Source organism: Nonomuraea ceibae, assembly GCF_019396325.1.
GTDB lineage: Bacteria > Actinomycetota > Actinomycetes > Streptosporangiales > Streptosporangiaceae > Nonomuraea > Nonomuraea ceibae.
Genome location: NZ_JAHKRO010000097.1, coordinates 1 through 14,104, shown reverse-complemented (window position 1 = coordinate 14,104; position 14,104 = coordinate 1). Strand labels below are relative to the sequence as shown.

The window sequence follows — 14,104 nt, the reverse complement described above, 5'->3', positions numbered from 1 at the left end:
GGCGGGTGTGCGCGAGTCCCTGTCCCAGGCCGAGGCCGCGGTGGACTCGTTCCTCGGCCGGCACCGGCTGAGCGTCGACGCCGTGCTCGCCGTGCTGCTGGCCGTGCCGCTCGGCCTCGTCTCCTCCGGCCTGCTCCGGGCCTCCGACAGCCCGCTCTCCCTGCGCCTGCTGGCGGGCGCGGCGGTGCTGGTGGTGCACGCGTGCGTGATCCCGCGCCGCGTCCGCCCGCTCGCCGCGTACGGCCTGGCCGCCGCGGCGATGCTGCTGCTGGGGCTGCTGCCGCCCCTGCACGACCCGGCCGGCGCCTACTACCCGGCGGTGATGCTGCCCAGCTCGCTCGTCTTCGGGCTGCTCCTCTACACGGCGTCGGCCCGGCTCGGCCTGCGGCTCGGGCTGGCCTGCCTGGGCGTCGCCCTGGCCGGGGTGGTCGTGGTCCTGGCGCGGGTGTGGGCCCCGGCCTCGTGGGGCGGCTCGTCGGGCGGCTACGGCCTGGCCGCCTGGCGGACCGGGCTGTCGGCGGGCCTGGCCGCCGTGACCGCGTGCCTGTGGTGGCTGGGCCGCCTCAGCCGCGTGCGCGCGCTGTACGTGGCCGAGCTCCGGGCCAAGGCCGAGCGCGCCGAGGCCGACCGCGCGCGGGAGCGGGCCGAGGCGGCACGGGCCGAACGCGACCGGATCAGCCGCGAGATGCACGACGTGGTGTCCCATTCGCTCGCCGTCATGGTCAGCCAGGCCGAGGGCGGCAGGCTGTCCGATCCGGGGTCGCCCGGGGCCGCCGTGTTCGCCACCATCGCCGGTGTCGGCCGCGATGCCCTGCGTGACATGCGCGGCCTGCTGGGCGTGCTGCGCGCCGACGGCGGCACCGCGCCGCAGCCCGGCCTCGGCGACCTGCCCGCCCTGCTCGACCACGTGCGCACGACCGGCGTACGGTTGTCCGTGGCGGAGAGCGGCGAGCCGCGCCCGCTGCGGCCCGCCGCCGACCTGACCGCCTACCGCGTCGTGCAGGAGGCGCTGACCAACGTCATCAAGCACGCCGGGCCCGAGGCCACGGCGGAGCTGGCGCTGGCGTGGAGCCCCGGCGCGCTGCGCATCACCGTCCGGAACGCCGGCGGCGGGCGGGACGGCGGATCGGGCGCCGGGCCGGGCGGCGGATCGGGCGGCGGGGAGCTGGGCGCCGGGCTGACCGGGATGCGCGAACGCCTCCGCATGGTCGGCGGCGCCCTGGAGACCGGCGCGCGGCCCGGCGGCGGCTTCGAGCTGTCGGCCGTCGTCCCCTACGAGCCGAGGAGCCTCCCATCATCCGCATCATGATCGTCGACGACCAGGAGCTGCTGCGCCACGGCGTCACCATGGTGGTGCGCTCCCAGCCCGACATGGAGGTGGTCGCCGAGGCGGCCGACGGCGCGGAAGCCCTGGAGAGGCTGAAGGCGCTGCGCGTCGACGTGGTGGTGATGGACATCCGGATGCCCCGCATGGACGGCGTCACCGCCACCCGGGAGATCCAGCGGCTGGCCGACCCGCCCAGGGTGCTGGCGCTGACCACGTTCGACCTCGACGAGCACGCGCTGGCCGCGCTGCGGGCGGGCGCGAGCGGGTTCATGCTGAAGGACGCCCCCGGCGAGGAGATCATCGCGGCCATCCGGCACGTGCACCGGGGCGACGCGATCATCGCGCCCGCCACGACCCGGCGCCTCGTCGGCAGGCTGGTCGCCCCGGGCGGCGGCGATCCCGAGGCCCTGCTGGGCGCCCTCACACAGCGCGAGCGCGAGGTCTTCCTCGGCCTGGCCAGGGGCGCCTCCAACGCCGAGATCGGCGCCGAGCTGTTCCTGTCGGAGGCCACGGTCAAGACGCACGTCGGCCGCATCCTGACGAAGTTCGGGCTGCGTGACCGGGTGCAGGCGGTGGTCCTGGCCTACGAGTCGGGCGTCGTCACCCCGGGCGACCGCCGCCCGTAGCCGCCCGTACCCGGGGAGCCGCCCGGGCACGGGGAGCCGTCGCGCCGGGGGAGCCGTCGCGCCGGGGAGCGGCCGTGCCCGGGGGGAGCGGTCAGAAGCCGGTCAGCTCCGGGTGGTCTCTGACGGGCCGCAGGACGCCGGGCAGCACGGTGCGCAGCTCGTCGACCGTGGCGGGCGGCAGGTCGAGCCGGACCTCGTAGCCGGCCTCCGTGCCCAGGTCGTCGGCGGCCTCGGGGGTCAGCTCCAGCCGGAGGACGGCGCCGTCCAGCGTGATGGCGCGGACCCCGTCGCCGGTCGTGCCTTGGTCGGCGCGGCTCACGAACCACTCGGCGCCGCGCCGCAGCACCAGCAGATGCCCGGCCTTCCGGTCGCCCCCGCGCTCGCCCAGGTAGAGCAGGTGCTCGCCCACCCTCTGCCGGTGCTCCAACACGCGCGCGGTCAGGGCGGACGGCGGCCGGTAGGCCAGCTCCCCGCCGATCGGCAGCAGGGGCCCGGGTTCCTGCCCGCCTCGGTGGCTGTGGAGCCGGTCGTAGCGCTCGCCGTAGGTGACGGGCAGCCCGAGCGGCGCGGCCGTCGGCAGCGCGTCCAGCAGCCACCCGGGCGGCTCCGCGCGGGGGAACGCGGTCAGCTCCACCAGCGCGGCGGCGGGCGGCACGTCGGCGAACGGCGGCCCGGCGGCGTCGACGCGGCCGTGGTAGGCCCGGCTGCCGGGCGTGTACTCCAGCTCGCAGGTGAACCAGGTGCCGTCGCCCGCCCGGTAGGATAGCTCGCGCAGCCGCCGGAACGGCTCGTCCAGGCCCTCGGCGGCCAGCTCCCGCCCGTCGCACGTGAGCCGGGTCCGCGCGTGCGCGCCGACCTGGGCGTGGTGGACGGCCAGCCGCGACCAGCCGGGCGCGGCGGCGGCGCGGGCCAGCTCGCCGATCGTCAGGCACAGGTCGTGCCCCTCGTCGTAGCGGGTGTGCCGCCGGCCCCGGATCCGCTTCGTTCTCATGGTCATCCTTCCTGGGCGGTGAGCCGGTCGTGCAGGGCGCGGATCGCGCGGAGCAGGTCGCCGGCGCCCTTGCGGGCCGCCAGGTCGCGTACCTCGGGGATCTCGCCGCGAGCGCCGGACCAGCCGGCGGCGGCTCCGGCGAGCGCCACGAACGCGGCCAGGCCGTGGCGCGGGCGCTCGCCCGGCCTGGGCAGCAGCAGGGGCAGCGCGGCGGCGGCGATCCGCCACACGTGCGCGTGGGCGCCCTGCGAGGCGGCGGCGTCGAGCGCGGCGGTGAGGTCGGTCAGCCGGATCGTGCCCTGGGCCGCCATGAGCCCGGCCTGGCGGCCGATCCCGGCGGCGGGCAGCTCGTCCCGCGCGGCCGCCTCCAGCAGCACGCCGACGGACTCGGGCAGCTCCGGGTCGCCCAGGACGCGGGCGAGCACCGCCGCGCACGCCTCCCCGGCGGGCCCCTCGGCCCGGGCGAGCTGCCGGGCCTGCTCCGCCCCGACGTGGAGCGGCCCCCAGCCCCGGGTGAGCAGGTGCGGCATGAGGTGGGCGGCGGCGACCTCGCGGTGCGAGGGCAGCGTCGAGGGCCACCAGGCGCAGTGCTCGGCCTGCGAATGCGGCCAGGGGAGGCTGAGCATCGCGTCGACCAGCGGGAGCCCCGTGGCGGTCGCGTCGATCGAGACCACCGGGCGCAGGGTGTGGCCGTGGCGCCGGTGGCAGTCGTGGTCGCCGTTCGCGCTGCCGCACTCCCACGCCAGCCCGACCTCGGCCTCCGGGCAGGTCCACGCGGCCACCATCCGGCCGGCGGCCGACGTCAGGCGGGACGCCCGCTCGGCCGCGTCCGGGTCGGGGGTGCGGGGCAGGCGCAGCAGCGCCTGCTGCAGGTCGCCGGCCGGCGGCCGGGCCCCGGCCGCCTCCAGCACCTCCATGCGGCGGACCAGCTCGGCCGCCGCCACGTGCCCGGTGGTGTGCGTCGGCGTGGCCAGCAGCAGCGGCGGCAGCGTGTCGTCCTCGACGGCCCGCAGCACCTCGGCGCCGCGGTGGAGCAGCAGCAGGTGCGGCACGGCGACCCGCCGCGGCAGAAAGGCCTGCCAGACGCCCCGCGCCGGGGCGGTGCCCGAGAGGGAGCGGGCGGCGCCGAGCAGCCACTGGCCGGGCCGCGTCCACTCGCCCGAGCGGTAGTCGTCCACGGACGAGGAGAAGAGGCGGGGATACATCTCCGCCGCCACGCCCGCGCGGTCGTGGTAGGCGAGCGTGACGAACCCGGCGAGCAGCCGCTCCCACGCCTGCCAGGACCGCGGCGCGCCCGCCATGAGCAGCCGCCCGAGCTCCTCCACCGTCTCGATCGGAGGCTCGGCCTCCTGGGAGCGCGCGGGCGCGGACGGCAGCGGCGGCGGCGTGAACACGGGCTCGGCCTGCGCCACCTCCCCGCCGCCCACGGCCTCGGCCACCTGCCGTCCGAGGCCGGCGGGCAGCAGCCCGACCGCCTCGCGGACGGCGGCGCGCCCCTCCTCGTCCATGCCGCCCGCGCAGGCCAGGACGAGCTCGACGGCCTTCTCCCGCAGCTCGGCGGAGTCGGCGGCGAACGCGCGGGCCAGCGGCGCGGCGGCCACGGCGGCCAGCGACGGCTCCTGACGGACCGAGCGTTCGAGCCACGACAGCCCGCCGCGCACCAGCTTGCGCTCCGCCCTGAACAGCAGCGACTCCCACGCCTCGCCCAGGTCGTCGGCGGACAGGCCGGTGACCCGGCGCAGCCGCTTCATCGCCAGCTCGGCGACCGGGCCGGGCGCGGACGCCAGCAGGCACCGGTAGTCGCGGGCGTGCGGGGCCGTCTCGGCGGGGGCCGGGTCGAGCGCCTCGTGCAGGCGGACGAAGAACCGCAGGTCGACGGCCGAGCCGCCGAGCAGGAACCGGCGCACGCAGCCCTCGATCAGCGCCTCGCGCTTGATCCGCCCGGCCTCGGCCAGCGCCGTCAGCGCGCCCAGCCAGCCCGCGCCGGGCGTGCTGTCCCACTGGAGCGCCCGGCCCACGCCCGTGGCCTCGAACAGGCGCGGCAGCAGGTGGTCGAGCAGCGGGTCGTCCGCCAGGCCGTCGGCCCCGCGCGTCACCCAGGCGGTGACCAGCGGATCGTGGTGCGGCGGCTCGATGCCGGTCTCGCCCAGCACGGCGAGGGCGAGCGCGGCGCCGGCCTCGTCACCGGCGCGCACGCGCAGCGCCAGGCGCTCGGCCAGGTCGGCCCGCCAGGCGGCCGGCCGGTCGGCGAGCACCGCCAGGACCAGGCGCGTGCCGGGCTCCGCGCGGCCCCACCGGGGCGTGAAGTCGCGCCGGAGCAGCCAGGCCGCCACGGCTGCCGCGCCGCCGATCGTGGCCGCGCCCGCCACGCGCAGCGCCGCCGCGTAGCCGATCAGGCCGTCGTCCCAGCGGTCGAAGCGGCCGCGCAGCTCCTTCAGCAGCCCCGGCAGCCGCGCCGCCACGTCCTGGCGCGCCGCGCCGTCGAGCGCCGCGACCTTCTCGGCGACCCGGTCGGGCCGCCGCGCCTCGATCAGCTTCCTGACCTCGCCCCAGTGATCCATGTCGCGGACGGTAACGGGCCCCGCCGACAGTTTCCGCGCGGCCCGGTGAGCCGGATCCTCACCAGGCCAGGTCGCCCGTGGAGCCGTCGCCCCGCCACACGACGGAGGCGTGGAGCCCGAGGCCGGCGTCCCCTGCGGTGGTGCGCGGCAGTGCGCCGAGGTCGACGCGGATCAGCGCCCCCACGGTGCCGCACGCCTGCGCGGGGGAGGGCGGTGCTGGGGAGGGCGGCGCGGAGGAGGGCACACGGGAACGCCGGAAGATCGGCACGATCACGGAGCACAGCGTTGAAAACGCCCCCGGCTCCTGCTGGAACCGGGGGCGCTGCTCGCGGGGATCAGCCCATGTGCGGGTAGCGGTGATCCGTCGGCGGCACGAACGTCTCCTTGATCGTGCGGGAGTTCACCCACCGGATCAGGTTGAAGATCGAGCCCGCCTTGTCGTTGGTGCCGGAGGCGCGGGCGCCGCCGAACGGCTGCTGCCCGACCACGGCGCCGGTCGGCTTGTCGTTGACGTAGAAGTTGCCGGCCGCGAAGCGCAGCCGCTCCGACGCCGAGGCGATCGCGTAGCGGTCCTGGGCGATGATCGACCCGGTCAGCGCGTACGGGGCGATGCCCTCCATCTGGTCCAGGACGGCATCGAAGTCGGCGTCGTCGTAGACGTGCACGCCCAGGATCGGGCCGAAGTACTCCTTGACGAAGATCTCGTCGGCCGGGTCCGCGCACTCCAGGATGGTCGGCTTCACGAAATATCCGGCGGAGTCGTCGTACGAGCCCGTCAGCACGTCGATGTTCGACGCGGCACGCGCCCGGTCGATGGCCTCCTTGTGCTTGGCGAAGGCCCGCTCGTCGATGACGGCGCCCATGAACGTCGACAGGTCGGCGGTCACGTCGCCCACGGTCAGCGACTCGGCCACGCCCACGAGGTCGTCGCGCATCCGGCTCCACACCGAGCGCGGCACGTACGCCCGCGAGGCCGCCGAGCACTTCTGCCCCTGGTACTCGAACGCGCCCCGGACCAGGGCCGTGGCGAGCACGCCCGGGTCGGCCGACGGGTGGGCCAGCACGAAGTCCTTGCCGCCGGTCTCGCCGACGAGGCGCGGGTAGCTCCGGTAGCCGGCGATGTTGGCGCCCACCGTGCCCCACAGGTGCTGGAAGGTCGCCGTCGAGCCGGTGAAGTGGATGCCCGCGAGCTCCGGATGCGTCAGCGCCACCTCGGAGATCGCCTGGCCGTTGCCCGTCACCAGGTTGATGACGCCGGGAGGCAGCCCGGCCGCCTCCAGCAGGCGCATGGTGAAGTGCGCCGCGAACTGCTGCGTCGGCGACGGCTTCCACACCACGACGTTGCCCATGAGCGCGGCCGACGTCGGCAGGTTGCCGGCGATGGCGGTGAAGTTGAACGGCGTGATCGCCAGCACGAAGCCCTCGAGCGGCCGGTACTCCATCCGGTTCCACACGCCCGGCGAGGAGATCGGCTGGTCGGAGTAGAGCTGGCGGGCGTAGGAGACGTTGAAGCGCAGGAAGTCGATCAGCTCACAGGCGGCGTCGATCTCCGCCTGCTGCACCGACTTCGACTGGCCGAGCATCGTCGCCGCGTTGAGCGTCGCCCGCCACGGCCCCGCCAGCAGGTCGGCGGCCTTGAGGAAGATCGCCGCCCGCTCGTCGAAGGAGAGCGCCCGCCAGGCGGGGGCCGCCCGCAGCGCGCTCCCGATCGCGTCCTGCACGTCCTGGGCCGTAGCGTCGTTGGTACGCCCCAGGACGGCGGTCTTGTTGTGCGGCTGCACCACGTCGATGGGCGCGCCGCCGCCGAGCCGCTGCTCGCCGTCGATCGTCATCGTCAGGTCGATCGAGGCGCCGGCCAGCTCCTTGATCCGGTTCTCCAGGGCGGCGCGCTCGGCGCTGCCCGGCGCGTAGCCGTAGACCCGCTCGTTGGCGGGAACGGGCACGTTGCTGATGGCATCCATGTTCACTTACCCCCAAGGGCACGAAGGAAGAAGGCGACATTGGCGGGGCGCTCGGCCAGCCGGCGCATGAAGTAGCCGTACCAGTCGTCGCCGTAGGGGACGTAGACGCGCATCGTGTGACCGGCCCCGGCCAGGGCCTCCTGCCGGTCGGTGCGGATCCCGTACAGCATCTGATACTCGTAGTCGCCCCTGGAGCGCCCGAACCGGTCGGCGAGCAGCTCGGTGATGGAGATCAGGCGGTCGTCGTGGGTGGCCACCATGGGGTACCCCTTCCCCGCCATGAGGATGCGCAGGCATCGCACGTACGCCTTGTCCACGGCGGACTTGCCCTGGTGGGCGACGGAGGCGGGCTCCCGGTAGGCGCCCTTGACCAGCCGGACGCGCGAGCCCTCGCCGGACAGCGCGCGGCAGTCGTCCTCGCTGCGGAACAGGTACGCCTGGATGGCCACGCCGGTCGACGGGTAGTCCTCGCGCAGCGCGCGCAGGATGCCGAGCGTGGAGTCGACCGTGGTGTGGTCCTCCATGTCGAGCGTGACGGTGGCGCCGATGGCGTCGGCGGCGGCGCAGATCTCGCGGGCGTGCTCCAGCGCCATCGCGTCGTCGAGCTCCTGGCCGACGGCCGACAGCTTGACCGATACCTCGCCGCGGCGGCCCAGCTCCAGCGGGCGCAGCTGCTCCAGCAGCGTGATGTACGCCTTCGCGGTGGCGGCGGCGGCGCCGGCGTCGCGGGTCTCCTCGCCGAGATGGTCGACGGTCACCGCGAGCCCGGTGTCGCGCAGTCGTTCGATCGCGTCGCGGGCCTCCTGGACCGTCTCGCCGGCGACGAAGCGGTCGACCACCTTGCGCGTGAGCGGGAAGCCTGACACGGAGCGGCGCACGAGCGCGCTCCGGGATGTGGCGAGCAGCAGTTGACCCAACATGCTTCCAGCCTAAAACCGCAGCTCAAACGGGGCCATGAACGGGCGTAACGGCGGGTGTGGCAGGCTGTCATACAAATGCACAACACCACGGATCTGCAGGAGATCGTCGACGAGGTCGCGGGCCTGCTCGGCGCGTCGGCCACGCTGGAGGACCGCTCGTTCCGGCTGCTCGCCTACGGCGCGCAGCACGGCGACATCGACACCGTCCGCCAGGAGTCGATCCTGCGCCGCCGCGCGACCGGCGAGGTGCGCGACTACTTCGAACGCTACGGCATCGCCCGCGCGCACGGCCGGGTCCGCATCCCGGCCGACGCCGACCTGGGTGTGCTGGCCCGCGTGTGCTGGCCGCTGCGCCACGGCGAGGTCGTCTACGGCTACCTGTGGCTGCTCGACTCCGGCAGCCTCACCGACGCCGCCCTGGACCGGGTCGCGCCGCTGGTCGCCCGCGCCGCCGCCGCGCTCGCCCAGGAGGCCAGGAGCCGCCGCGACCTCGGCTACGGGCTGCGCGCGCTGCTGTCGGACGACCCGGAGGAGCGCGCCGGCGCCTCCATCGAGATGCCGGGACCGGTGACCGCGATCGCGGTGCGCGAGTCGCCGGAGCGCGTGGCCGCCCTGTGGACGCTGCCGCGCGGCGTGCTCGCCCGCGCCGGCTCGCCGGTGGCGCTGCTCGCCCCGGCGCACCTGGCCGCCGAGGTCGCGCAGACCGTCCTCGGCGCGTACGGGACCGCGGCGGGCGTCGGCGGCACCCGCGCCGATCCGGCCGACGCCTGGCAGAGCTGGCGCGAGGCCCGCCACGCGCTGCGCGTCGCCGAGCACTTCCCGCGCTTCGCGCCCGTCGCCCGCTGGGAGGACCTGGGCGCGCACCGGCTGCTGGCCAGGCTCGGCCAGGGCGACCTGCGCGAGCTCGCCGGCGAGGTCGCCGTGCTGGACCCCGAGCTGGCCCAGACCGTCGAGACGTACCTGGACCTGGGCGGCCACGCCCAGAAGGCCGCCGCCGCGCTCGGCATCCACCGCCAGACGCTCTACTACCGGCTGGGCAAGGCCGAACGGCTGACGCACCGCGACCTGACCGACGGCGACGACCGGCTCACCGTCCACCTGGGGCTGAAGGCCGCCCGGCTGCGCGCGTAGGGCGGGCCGGCGGGCTCAGGCCAGGTGGCGCAGGGCGCTCTCGTCGCCGGGGCCGCCCCGACCGGCCAGGCCCTTGGCGACCTGGCCGCGCAGCGCCGCGTCCTTGTGGCCGTCGTACTTGAACTTGCCGCGGATCTCCTCCACCGCCAGCCGCAGCCCCTGGAGGCCGGACAGCAGCCGGGGCATCTCCGCCGGGTCGCCGTGGCCCGGCTCCAGGTCGCCGAGCTGGGCGCGCAGGATCTCCAGCTTGCCCGCCGCGTCGGCGACGATCTCGGCCCGGCAGGTCACCTGGACCGAGGAGTAGTAGGTGGTCGGCACGCCCAGCGACGGGTCCGTGCCGGGCTCGGCCCGCCAGGCTCCCGGGATGTACGACCACGGCCCGGCGACCGACAGCAGCACCTTCGGGTTCTCCTCGACGGCCGCCCAGATCGGGTTCGGCCTGGCCAGGTGCAGCCAGATCGTGCGCTCGTCCACGAGCAGGAACTGGGTGGGCACGACGACGGGCACCTCACGCCCCCTGCCCGAGGCGATGAGGTGCCCGAACGCGTTCTCCCGGAGATAGGCGAGCGACTGCTCGCCGGAACCGGCATCCCAAGGGTGGATCAGCATGGGATGACGATATAGGGGGGTGTCTAGGCGCAGGCCGCCTCGTACACCCGCAGCAGCTCCTGGCTGACCCGCTCCCACGAGTAGCGGGAGCGCGCCCGGTCCGCGCCGGCGTAGCCGAGCGCGGTGCGCAGCGTCGGGTCGGTCAGCAGCTCCCTGGCCAGCCGCGCGGTCCTGGCGGGCCGGTCCGGCGGCACCAGCAGCCCGGTGACGCCGTCGATCACGGAGTCCAGGTGCGCGCCCACGGCCGAGGCGATCACCGGCACGCCGCAGGCCATCGCCTCCAGCGCGACGATGCCGCTCGTCGTCTCGCGCGGCACCGACACGACGGCGTCCGCGCCGCGCATCAGCTTGGGCACCGCCGCCCGCTTCACCTGGCCCAGCAGCGTCACCCGGTCGGCCACGCCGAGCTGCTCGGCCAGGGCGCGCAGCCGCCGCGCGTCCCTGTCGTCGCCGAGGTCCTCGGGGGCGGGGCCGCCGGCCACCACGAGCTCCACGTCCGCCAGCCCCGGCAGCGCCCGCACGATCGTGTGCGCGCCCCGGTCGGGGGAGAGCGGGCCGACGTGCAGCAGCCGTTTGCGGGTGCCGCGCGAGACGGCCATGCCCTGGCGGTGGAAGCGCTCGGTGTCGACGCCGTAGGGGACGATCGCGATGCTGGTGCGGGGGACGCCGATGCGGATCAGCGCCGACTCCTCGTCGCCCGAGCCCGCGATGACCGCGTTGGCCCGGCGGCCCAGCGCCCGCTCCAGCTTCACGTGCGCGGGGTCGACGGTGTGGAAGGTGTGCGTGACGGGCACGTCCAAGCCCTTGGCGCCGGAGACGGCGGCCAGGCCGCAGGTCCACGAGTGCGCGTGGATCACGTCCGGCCGCTCCTGCTGCCAGCGGCGCATCAGGTAGCCGCCCACGTCGTTCAGGTAGGGGGCGACGTCATCGGGGGTCAGGCTGCGGGCCGGGCCCACGTCGATGTACTCCACCGTGACGCCCGGGGCCACCCGCGTCCTGGGCTTGCCGTCGGCGCTCTCGCGGCGGGAGTAAATGGTGACGTGGTGGTCGCGGCCGAGTTCGCGCGCCACGGAGAGGATGTGGTGGCGCTTGCTGCCCGAGCCGGAAGCGACGATCGCGATATTCATGGCACACCTCAGCGTGAAAAAAGCCTTCAAGGTGTGCCTGCGTCTTAGGCACGATCTAACTACGGACGACCATACCCACTTTCCCGCGAATCGCAAACCATGCCTCATGAGACAGGTGATCACACGCCGCGGAGCGCGAGGATCACGATCTCGTCCCACACCTGCCCGCCGGAGAAGGCGTTGCGGTCGGCCTCGATCGCCTTGACCACCGTCGAAGGGGCCTGACCTGCGGATCTGCCGAGCACGTCGGCCAGCCGCTCCTCGCCGTAGGGCTCGCCCACCTCGTTCCTGGAGGAGATGAGCCCCTCCGAATACAGCACCAGCGTCTCCCCGGCCGCCAGTGTGATCTCCTCGGTGCTGGTCTCCGCCTCCGGCGCGATGCCCAGCGGCACCCCGCCGCCCGCCGCGAAGCGCACGTGCCCGTCGGGCTGCACCAGCGCCGCCGGATGGTGCCCGGCCGACGACATGCGGATCCGCCGCCCCTTGACGAGCCCGGCCACGGCCATGACGAACATGCCGGTGCCCTGCTCCACCAGCGCCTCGTTCACCTTGCGCACCACCGCGTCCGGGTCGGACTCCCAGGTGCCGAGCACCCGCAGCCCGCCGCGTACCATCGCGCTGACCGAGGCGGCCTCCTCGCCCTTGCCGGCCGCGCCGCCCATCGCGAAGCCCCAGCCGCCCGCCATCGGGAACACGTCGTAGAACTCGGCGCCGACCGACGAGCCCGGATGGTAGATCGCCGCCGCCTCGTAGCCGGGCACGTCCGGCAGGCTGCGCGGGGCCACGCTCGCCGACAGCGCGTCGGCGGCCCGCGACCGGCTCTGGAAGCTCGTCTGCGCCCGCAGCGCCAGCCCGAGCTGCACCCCGACCTCCTCCATCACGCTCAGGTCGGCCAGCGTGAACGGCGGCCGGTCATGCCCCCGCACCAGCGTCAGCGCCCCGTCACCGGCCCCGATCGGCACGCACAGCAGCGAGCCCGCGCCCATCGCCGTCAGCAGCGGCCCCTCCGGGCAGAAGCCGAGCAGCGTCTCGTCGTCGACCATCTCGTGCACCACGCCCGAGCCGCGCTCCAGCACCTGCGCCACCACCTGCGCGCCCGCCGGGTCGCTCGCCTCCACCTGGCGGACCAGGCCGCCGAGCGGCACGTTCTTCGGCGCCACCACCGCAGAGCGGCGCGGCAGCCCGTCACGCAGCTGGTCGGCCACCACCCAGTCGGCCCACCCGGCGGCCAGCAGCCGCGTCGCCCGAGGCAGCGCCACCGGCTGGCGCATCGCCTCCTCGTCCAGCAGCAGCGTCGCCATCCTGGCCAGCAGGTCCTGCCGCCGGGCCGCCGCCAGCAGCAGCGCGCCGTCGTCGTCCTGCGGCCCGCCGGTCCCCGGCTCCGGCAGCTGCGTCTCCGTCGGCAGCGCCACCACGGCCACCATCTGCTGCGGCTCGCCCGGCATCGTCAGCCTGGTCAGCGCGAGCTGCACCGTGTGCGTGCGGCCCTGGTGGGCCAGCCGCGTCTCGAACGCCGCCGGCTGCCCGGTCCGCAGCACCGCCGTCAGGTGCGAGCGGAACGCCGCCCGCCGCGACACGTCCACCAGCAGCGGGAACGAGCGTCCCACCAGGTAGCCGTCGGGACTGCCCAGCACCCGGGAGGTCTCCGGGTTGATCCGCCGGACCACGCCGCCGCCGTCGAGCACGACGACCGGCACCGGGAACGCCCGGAACACCTGGCGCAGCAGCTTCAGCTCCCGCTGGGAGCCGTCCTTCTTGCCCGCCGCCCGCTTCGGCGACCTGCGCAACTGCTCGCGGGCCTCGGCCAGCAGCTCGGCGGCGGTGTCGAGCTCCGCCAGCGCGGCGTCGAGCGTCGGCGCGAGGTCGGCGGGGTAGGCCGCACGCGCCTCCCGCAACGACGAGACACGCCCGGCCAGTGCGTCGAGGGCGTGTTCGAGGTCCGGCATGGTCATCCTCCGACGCTACGCCACACGGGATAATGGCAGCCATAAGGGGTAGGGGCAGAATAGCTATGGAATCGACCGTGATGATCACTCCCGGGCTCGCCCGCAACCTGGCGGCACTGGGCAGGCTCGGCGAGGACACCTCGACCGAAAGCGTGCTGCGCGGCCTGACGACCGCGCTGGCCGACGGCGTGCCCGGCTGCTCGGGCGGCTCGGCCGAGCACTGGCACGAGCACCGCGTCCTGGTGTCGGGTTCGCACAGCGAGCTCATCATGCTCGTCGAGGGGGAGCGTGCGCTCGGCGAGGGCCCGTCGACCGAGGCCAGGAAGACCGGTGCCCGCATCGCCGTCGGCGACGTGCTCACCGACACCCGCTGGCCGCGTTACGCGGCGCTCGCCACCCGCAGCGGCGTCCGTTCGGTGCTCGCCGTCCCCATCCGCATCCCGCCGGCCCTGCTGGTCGTGGGCCTGTACTCGGTACGGCGCGGCGCGTTCTCCCCGCAGGGCTCGCACGCCCTGGCCGACATGCTGACCGAGCAGGTCGGCGTGGCCCTGGCCAACATGTGGGACTTCGAGGAGGTGCGCACCGACGCCGCGCAGCTCCAGGAGGCTCTGGCCGGCCGGGCGCTCATCGATCAGGCCAAGGGCATCATCATGCAGACCAGCGGCTGCACCGCCGAGGCGGCCTTCGAGGAGCTGCGCCGGATCTCCCAGCACCACCAGGTCAAGGTGGCCGACCTGGCCCGGCTCCTGGTCGAGGAACACCAGCGCAAGAACCGCCGCTAGATCGCTGATGTGAAATTTGGTGATCGGCTGCGGGCGTGACGAAGGGCGTCCATGGTCGGTGTGTGAAGACAGACTTGGACGCCCTTCTGACCGCACTCTATGTCTACTTGGACGATCACGTGA

Annotated in this window: 12 protein-coding genes; 4 read left to right on the top strand and 8 right to left on the bottom strand. The window is 75.0% G+C overall.

The genetic code is table 11. From position 1 onward, the window contains the following. The first annotated feature begins 7 nt into the window (after positions 1 to 7). Together KME80_RS52250 and KME80_RS38225 are read left to right on the top strand one after the other, a co-directional pair. Positions 8 to 1,309, top strand: coding sequence for a sensor histidine kinase (locus KME80_RS52250; RefSeq protein WP_219513321.1), 1,302 nt, complete (start codon positions 8 to 10; stop codon positions 1,307 to 1,309). Next, positions 1,306 to 1,953, top strand: a complete 648-nt coding sequence (locus KME80_RS38225; RefSeq protein ID WP_219513319.1) for a response regulator transcription factor — start codon at positions 1,306 to 1,308, stop codon at positions 1,951 to 1,953. Before KME80_RS52250 ends, KME80_RS38225 begins: the two co-directional genes overlap by 4 nt. Before the next feature lie 91 nt (positions 1,954 to 2,044). Here the strand turns inward: KME80_RS38225 and KME80_RS38220 are convergent, their stop codons facing one another. From KME80_RS38220 to KME80_RS38200, 5 genes are all read right to left on the bottom strand, one after another. Next, on the bottom strand, positions 2,045 to 2,944 hold the full coding sequence (locus KME80_RS38220; RefSeq protein ID WP_219513290.1) for an Imm10 family immunity protein: 900 nt from the start codon (positions 2,942 to 2,944) through the stop codon (positions 2,045 to 2,047). A 2-nt stretch (positions 2,945 to 2,946) separates the two neighbouring features. After that, positions 2,947 to 5,505 (bottom strand): DUF7824 domain-containing protein, encoded by a 2,559-nt coding sequence (locus tag KME80_RS38215; protein WP_219513288.1) that lies wholly within the window; start codon positions 5,503 to 5,505, stop codon positions 2,947 to 2,949. 58 nt (positions 5,506 to 5,563) lie between these two features. Further along, a complete protein-coding gene (locus KME80_RS38210; RefSeq protein ID WP_219513286.1) occupies positions 5,564 to 5,779 on the bottom strand; it encodes a hypothetical protein in 216 nt (71 codons plus the stop codon). Positions 5,780 to 5,840: 61 nt separating this feature from the next. Beyond that, the gene (gene pruA / locus KME80_RS38205; RefSeq protein WP_219513284.1) at positions 5,841 to 7,466 is read right to left on the bottom strand and encodes an L-glutamate gamma-semialdehyde dehydrogenase; all 1,626 of its coding nucleotides are present in this window, start codon (positions 7,464 to 7,466) and stop codon (positions 5,841 to 5,843) included. Positions 7,467 to 7,468: 2 nt separating this feature from the next. Continuing rightward, positions 7,469 to 8,386: a proline dehydrogenase family protein gene (locus KME80_RS38200; protein ID WP_219513279.1), complete on the bottom strand. Its 918-nt coding sequence runs from the start codon at positions 8,384 to 8,386 to the stop codon at positions 7,469 to 7,471. Positions 8,387 to 8,461: 75 nt separating this feature from the next. On the opposite strand from KME80_RS38200, the gene KME80_RS38195 reads away from it, so the two are divergent. Next, on the top strand, positions 8,462 to 9,517 hold the full coding sequence (locus tag KME80_RS38195) for a PucR family transcriptional regulator (RefSeq protein WP_219513276.1): 1,056 nt from the start codon (positions 8,462 to 8,464) through the stop codon (positions 9,515 to 9,517). A 15-nt stretch (positions 9,518 to 9,532) separates the two neighbouring features. Here the strand turns inward: KME80_RS38195 and KME80_RS38190 are convergent, their stop codons facing one another. The 3 genes from KME80_RS38190 to KME80_RS38180 all read right to left on the bottom strand — a co-directional run bounded on the left by KME80_RS38190 (position 9,533) and on the right by KME80_RS38180 (position 13,205). Beyond that, positions 9,533 to 10,126 carry an FMN-binding negative transcriptional regulator gene (locus KME80_RS38190; RefSeq protein WP_219513275.1) on the bottom strand — a complete coding sequence of 198 codons (594 nt, stop codon included), beginning with the start codon at positions 10,124 to 10,126 and terminating at the stop codon, positions 9,533 to 9,535. Positions 10,127 to 10,149: 23 nt separating this feature from the next. Further along, positions 10,150 to 11,253: a glycosyltransferase gene (locus KME80_RS38185; RefSeq protein WP_219513274.1), complete on the bottom strand. Its 1,104-nt coding sequence runs from the start codon at positions 11,251 to 11,253 to the stop codon at positions 10,150 to 10,152. Between the two features lie 119 nt (positions 11,254 to 11,372). Continuing rightward, the gene (locus tag KME80_RS38180) at positions 11,373 to 13,205 is read right to left on the bottom strand and encodes a GAF domain-containing SpoIIE family protein phosphatase (protein WP_246646436.1); all 1,833 of its coding nucleotides are present in this window, start codon (positions 13,203 to 13,205) and stop codon (positions 11,373 to 11,375) included. 59 nt (positions 13,206 to 13,264) lie between these two features. On the opposite strand from KME80_RS38180, the gene KME80_RS38175 reads away from it, so the two are divergent. Continuing rightward, positions 13,265 to 13,981 carry a GAF and ANTAR domain-containing protein gene (locus tag KME80_RS38175; protein WP_219513273.1) on the top strand — a complete coding sequence of 239 codons (717 nt, stop codon included), beginning with the start codon at positions 13,265 to 13,267 and terminating at the stop codon, positions 13,979 to 13,981. Positions 13,982 to 14,104 lie beyond the last annotated feature (123 nt).

Bases quoted from the DNA above. Each gene is read 5' to 3' on its own strand.
- KME80_RS38225 (WP_219513319.1), top strand. From the start codon at position 1,306: ATGATCGTCGACGACCAGGAGCTGCTGCGCCACGGCGTCACCATGGTG.
- KME80_RS38220 (WP_219513290.1), bottom strand. From the start codon at position 2,944: ATGAGAACGAAGCGGATCCGGGGCCGGCGGCACACCCGCTACGACGAG.
- KME80_RS38215 (WP_219513288.1), bottom strand. From the start codon at position 5,505: ATGGATCACTGGGGCGAGGTCAGGAAGCTGATCGAGGCGCGGCGGCCC.
- pruA (WP_219513284.1), bottom strand. From the start codon at position 7,466: ATGGATGCCATCAGCAACGTGCCCGTTCCCGCCAACGAGCGGGTCTAC.
- KME80_RS38200 (WP_219513279.1), bottom strand. From the start codon at position 8,386: ATGTTGGGTCAACTGCTGCTCGCCACATCCCGGAGCGCGCTCGTGCGC.
- KME80_RS38195 (WP_219513276.1), top strand. From the start codon at position 8,462: ATGCACAACACCACGGATCTGCAGGAGATCGTCGACGAGGTCGCGGGC.
- KME80_RS38190 (WP_219513275.1), bottom strand. From the start codon at position 10,126: ATGCTGATCCACCCTTGGGATGCCGGTTCCGGCGAGCAGTCGCTCGCC.
- KME80_RS38185 (WP_219513274.1), bottom strand. From the start codon at position 11,253: ATGAATATCGCGATCGTCGCTTCCGGCTCGGGCAGCAAGCGCCACCAC.
- KME80_RS38180 (WP_246646436.1), bottom strand. From the start codon at position 13,205: ATGACCATGCCGGACCTCGAACACGCCCTCGACGCACTGGCCGGGCGT.
- KME80_RS38175 (WP_219513273.1), top strand. From the start codon at position 13,265: ATGGAATCGACCGTGATGATCACTCCCGGGCTCGCCCGCAACCTGGCG.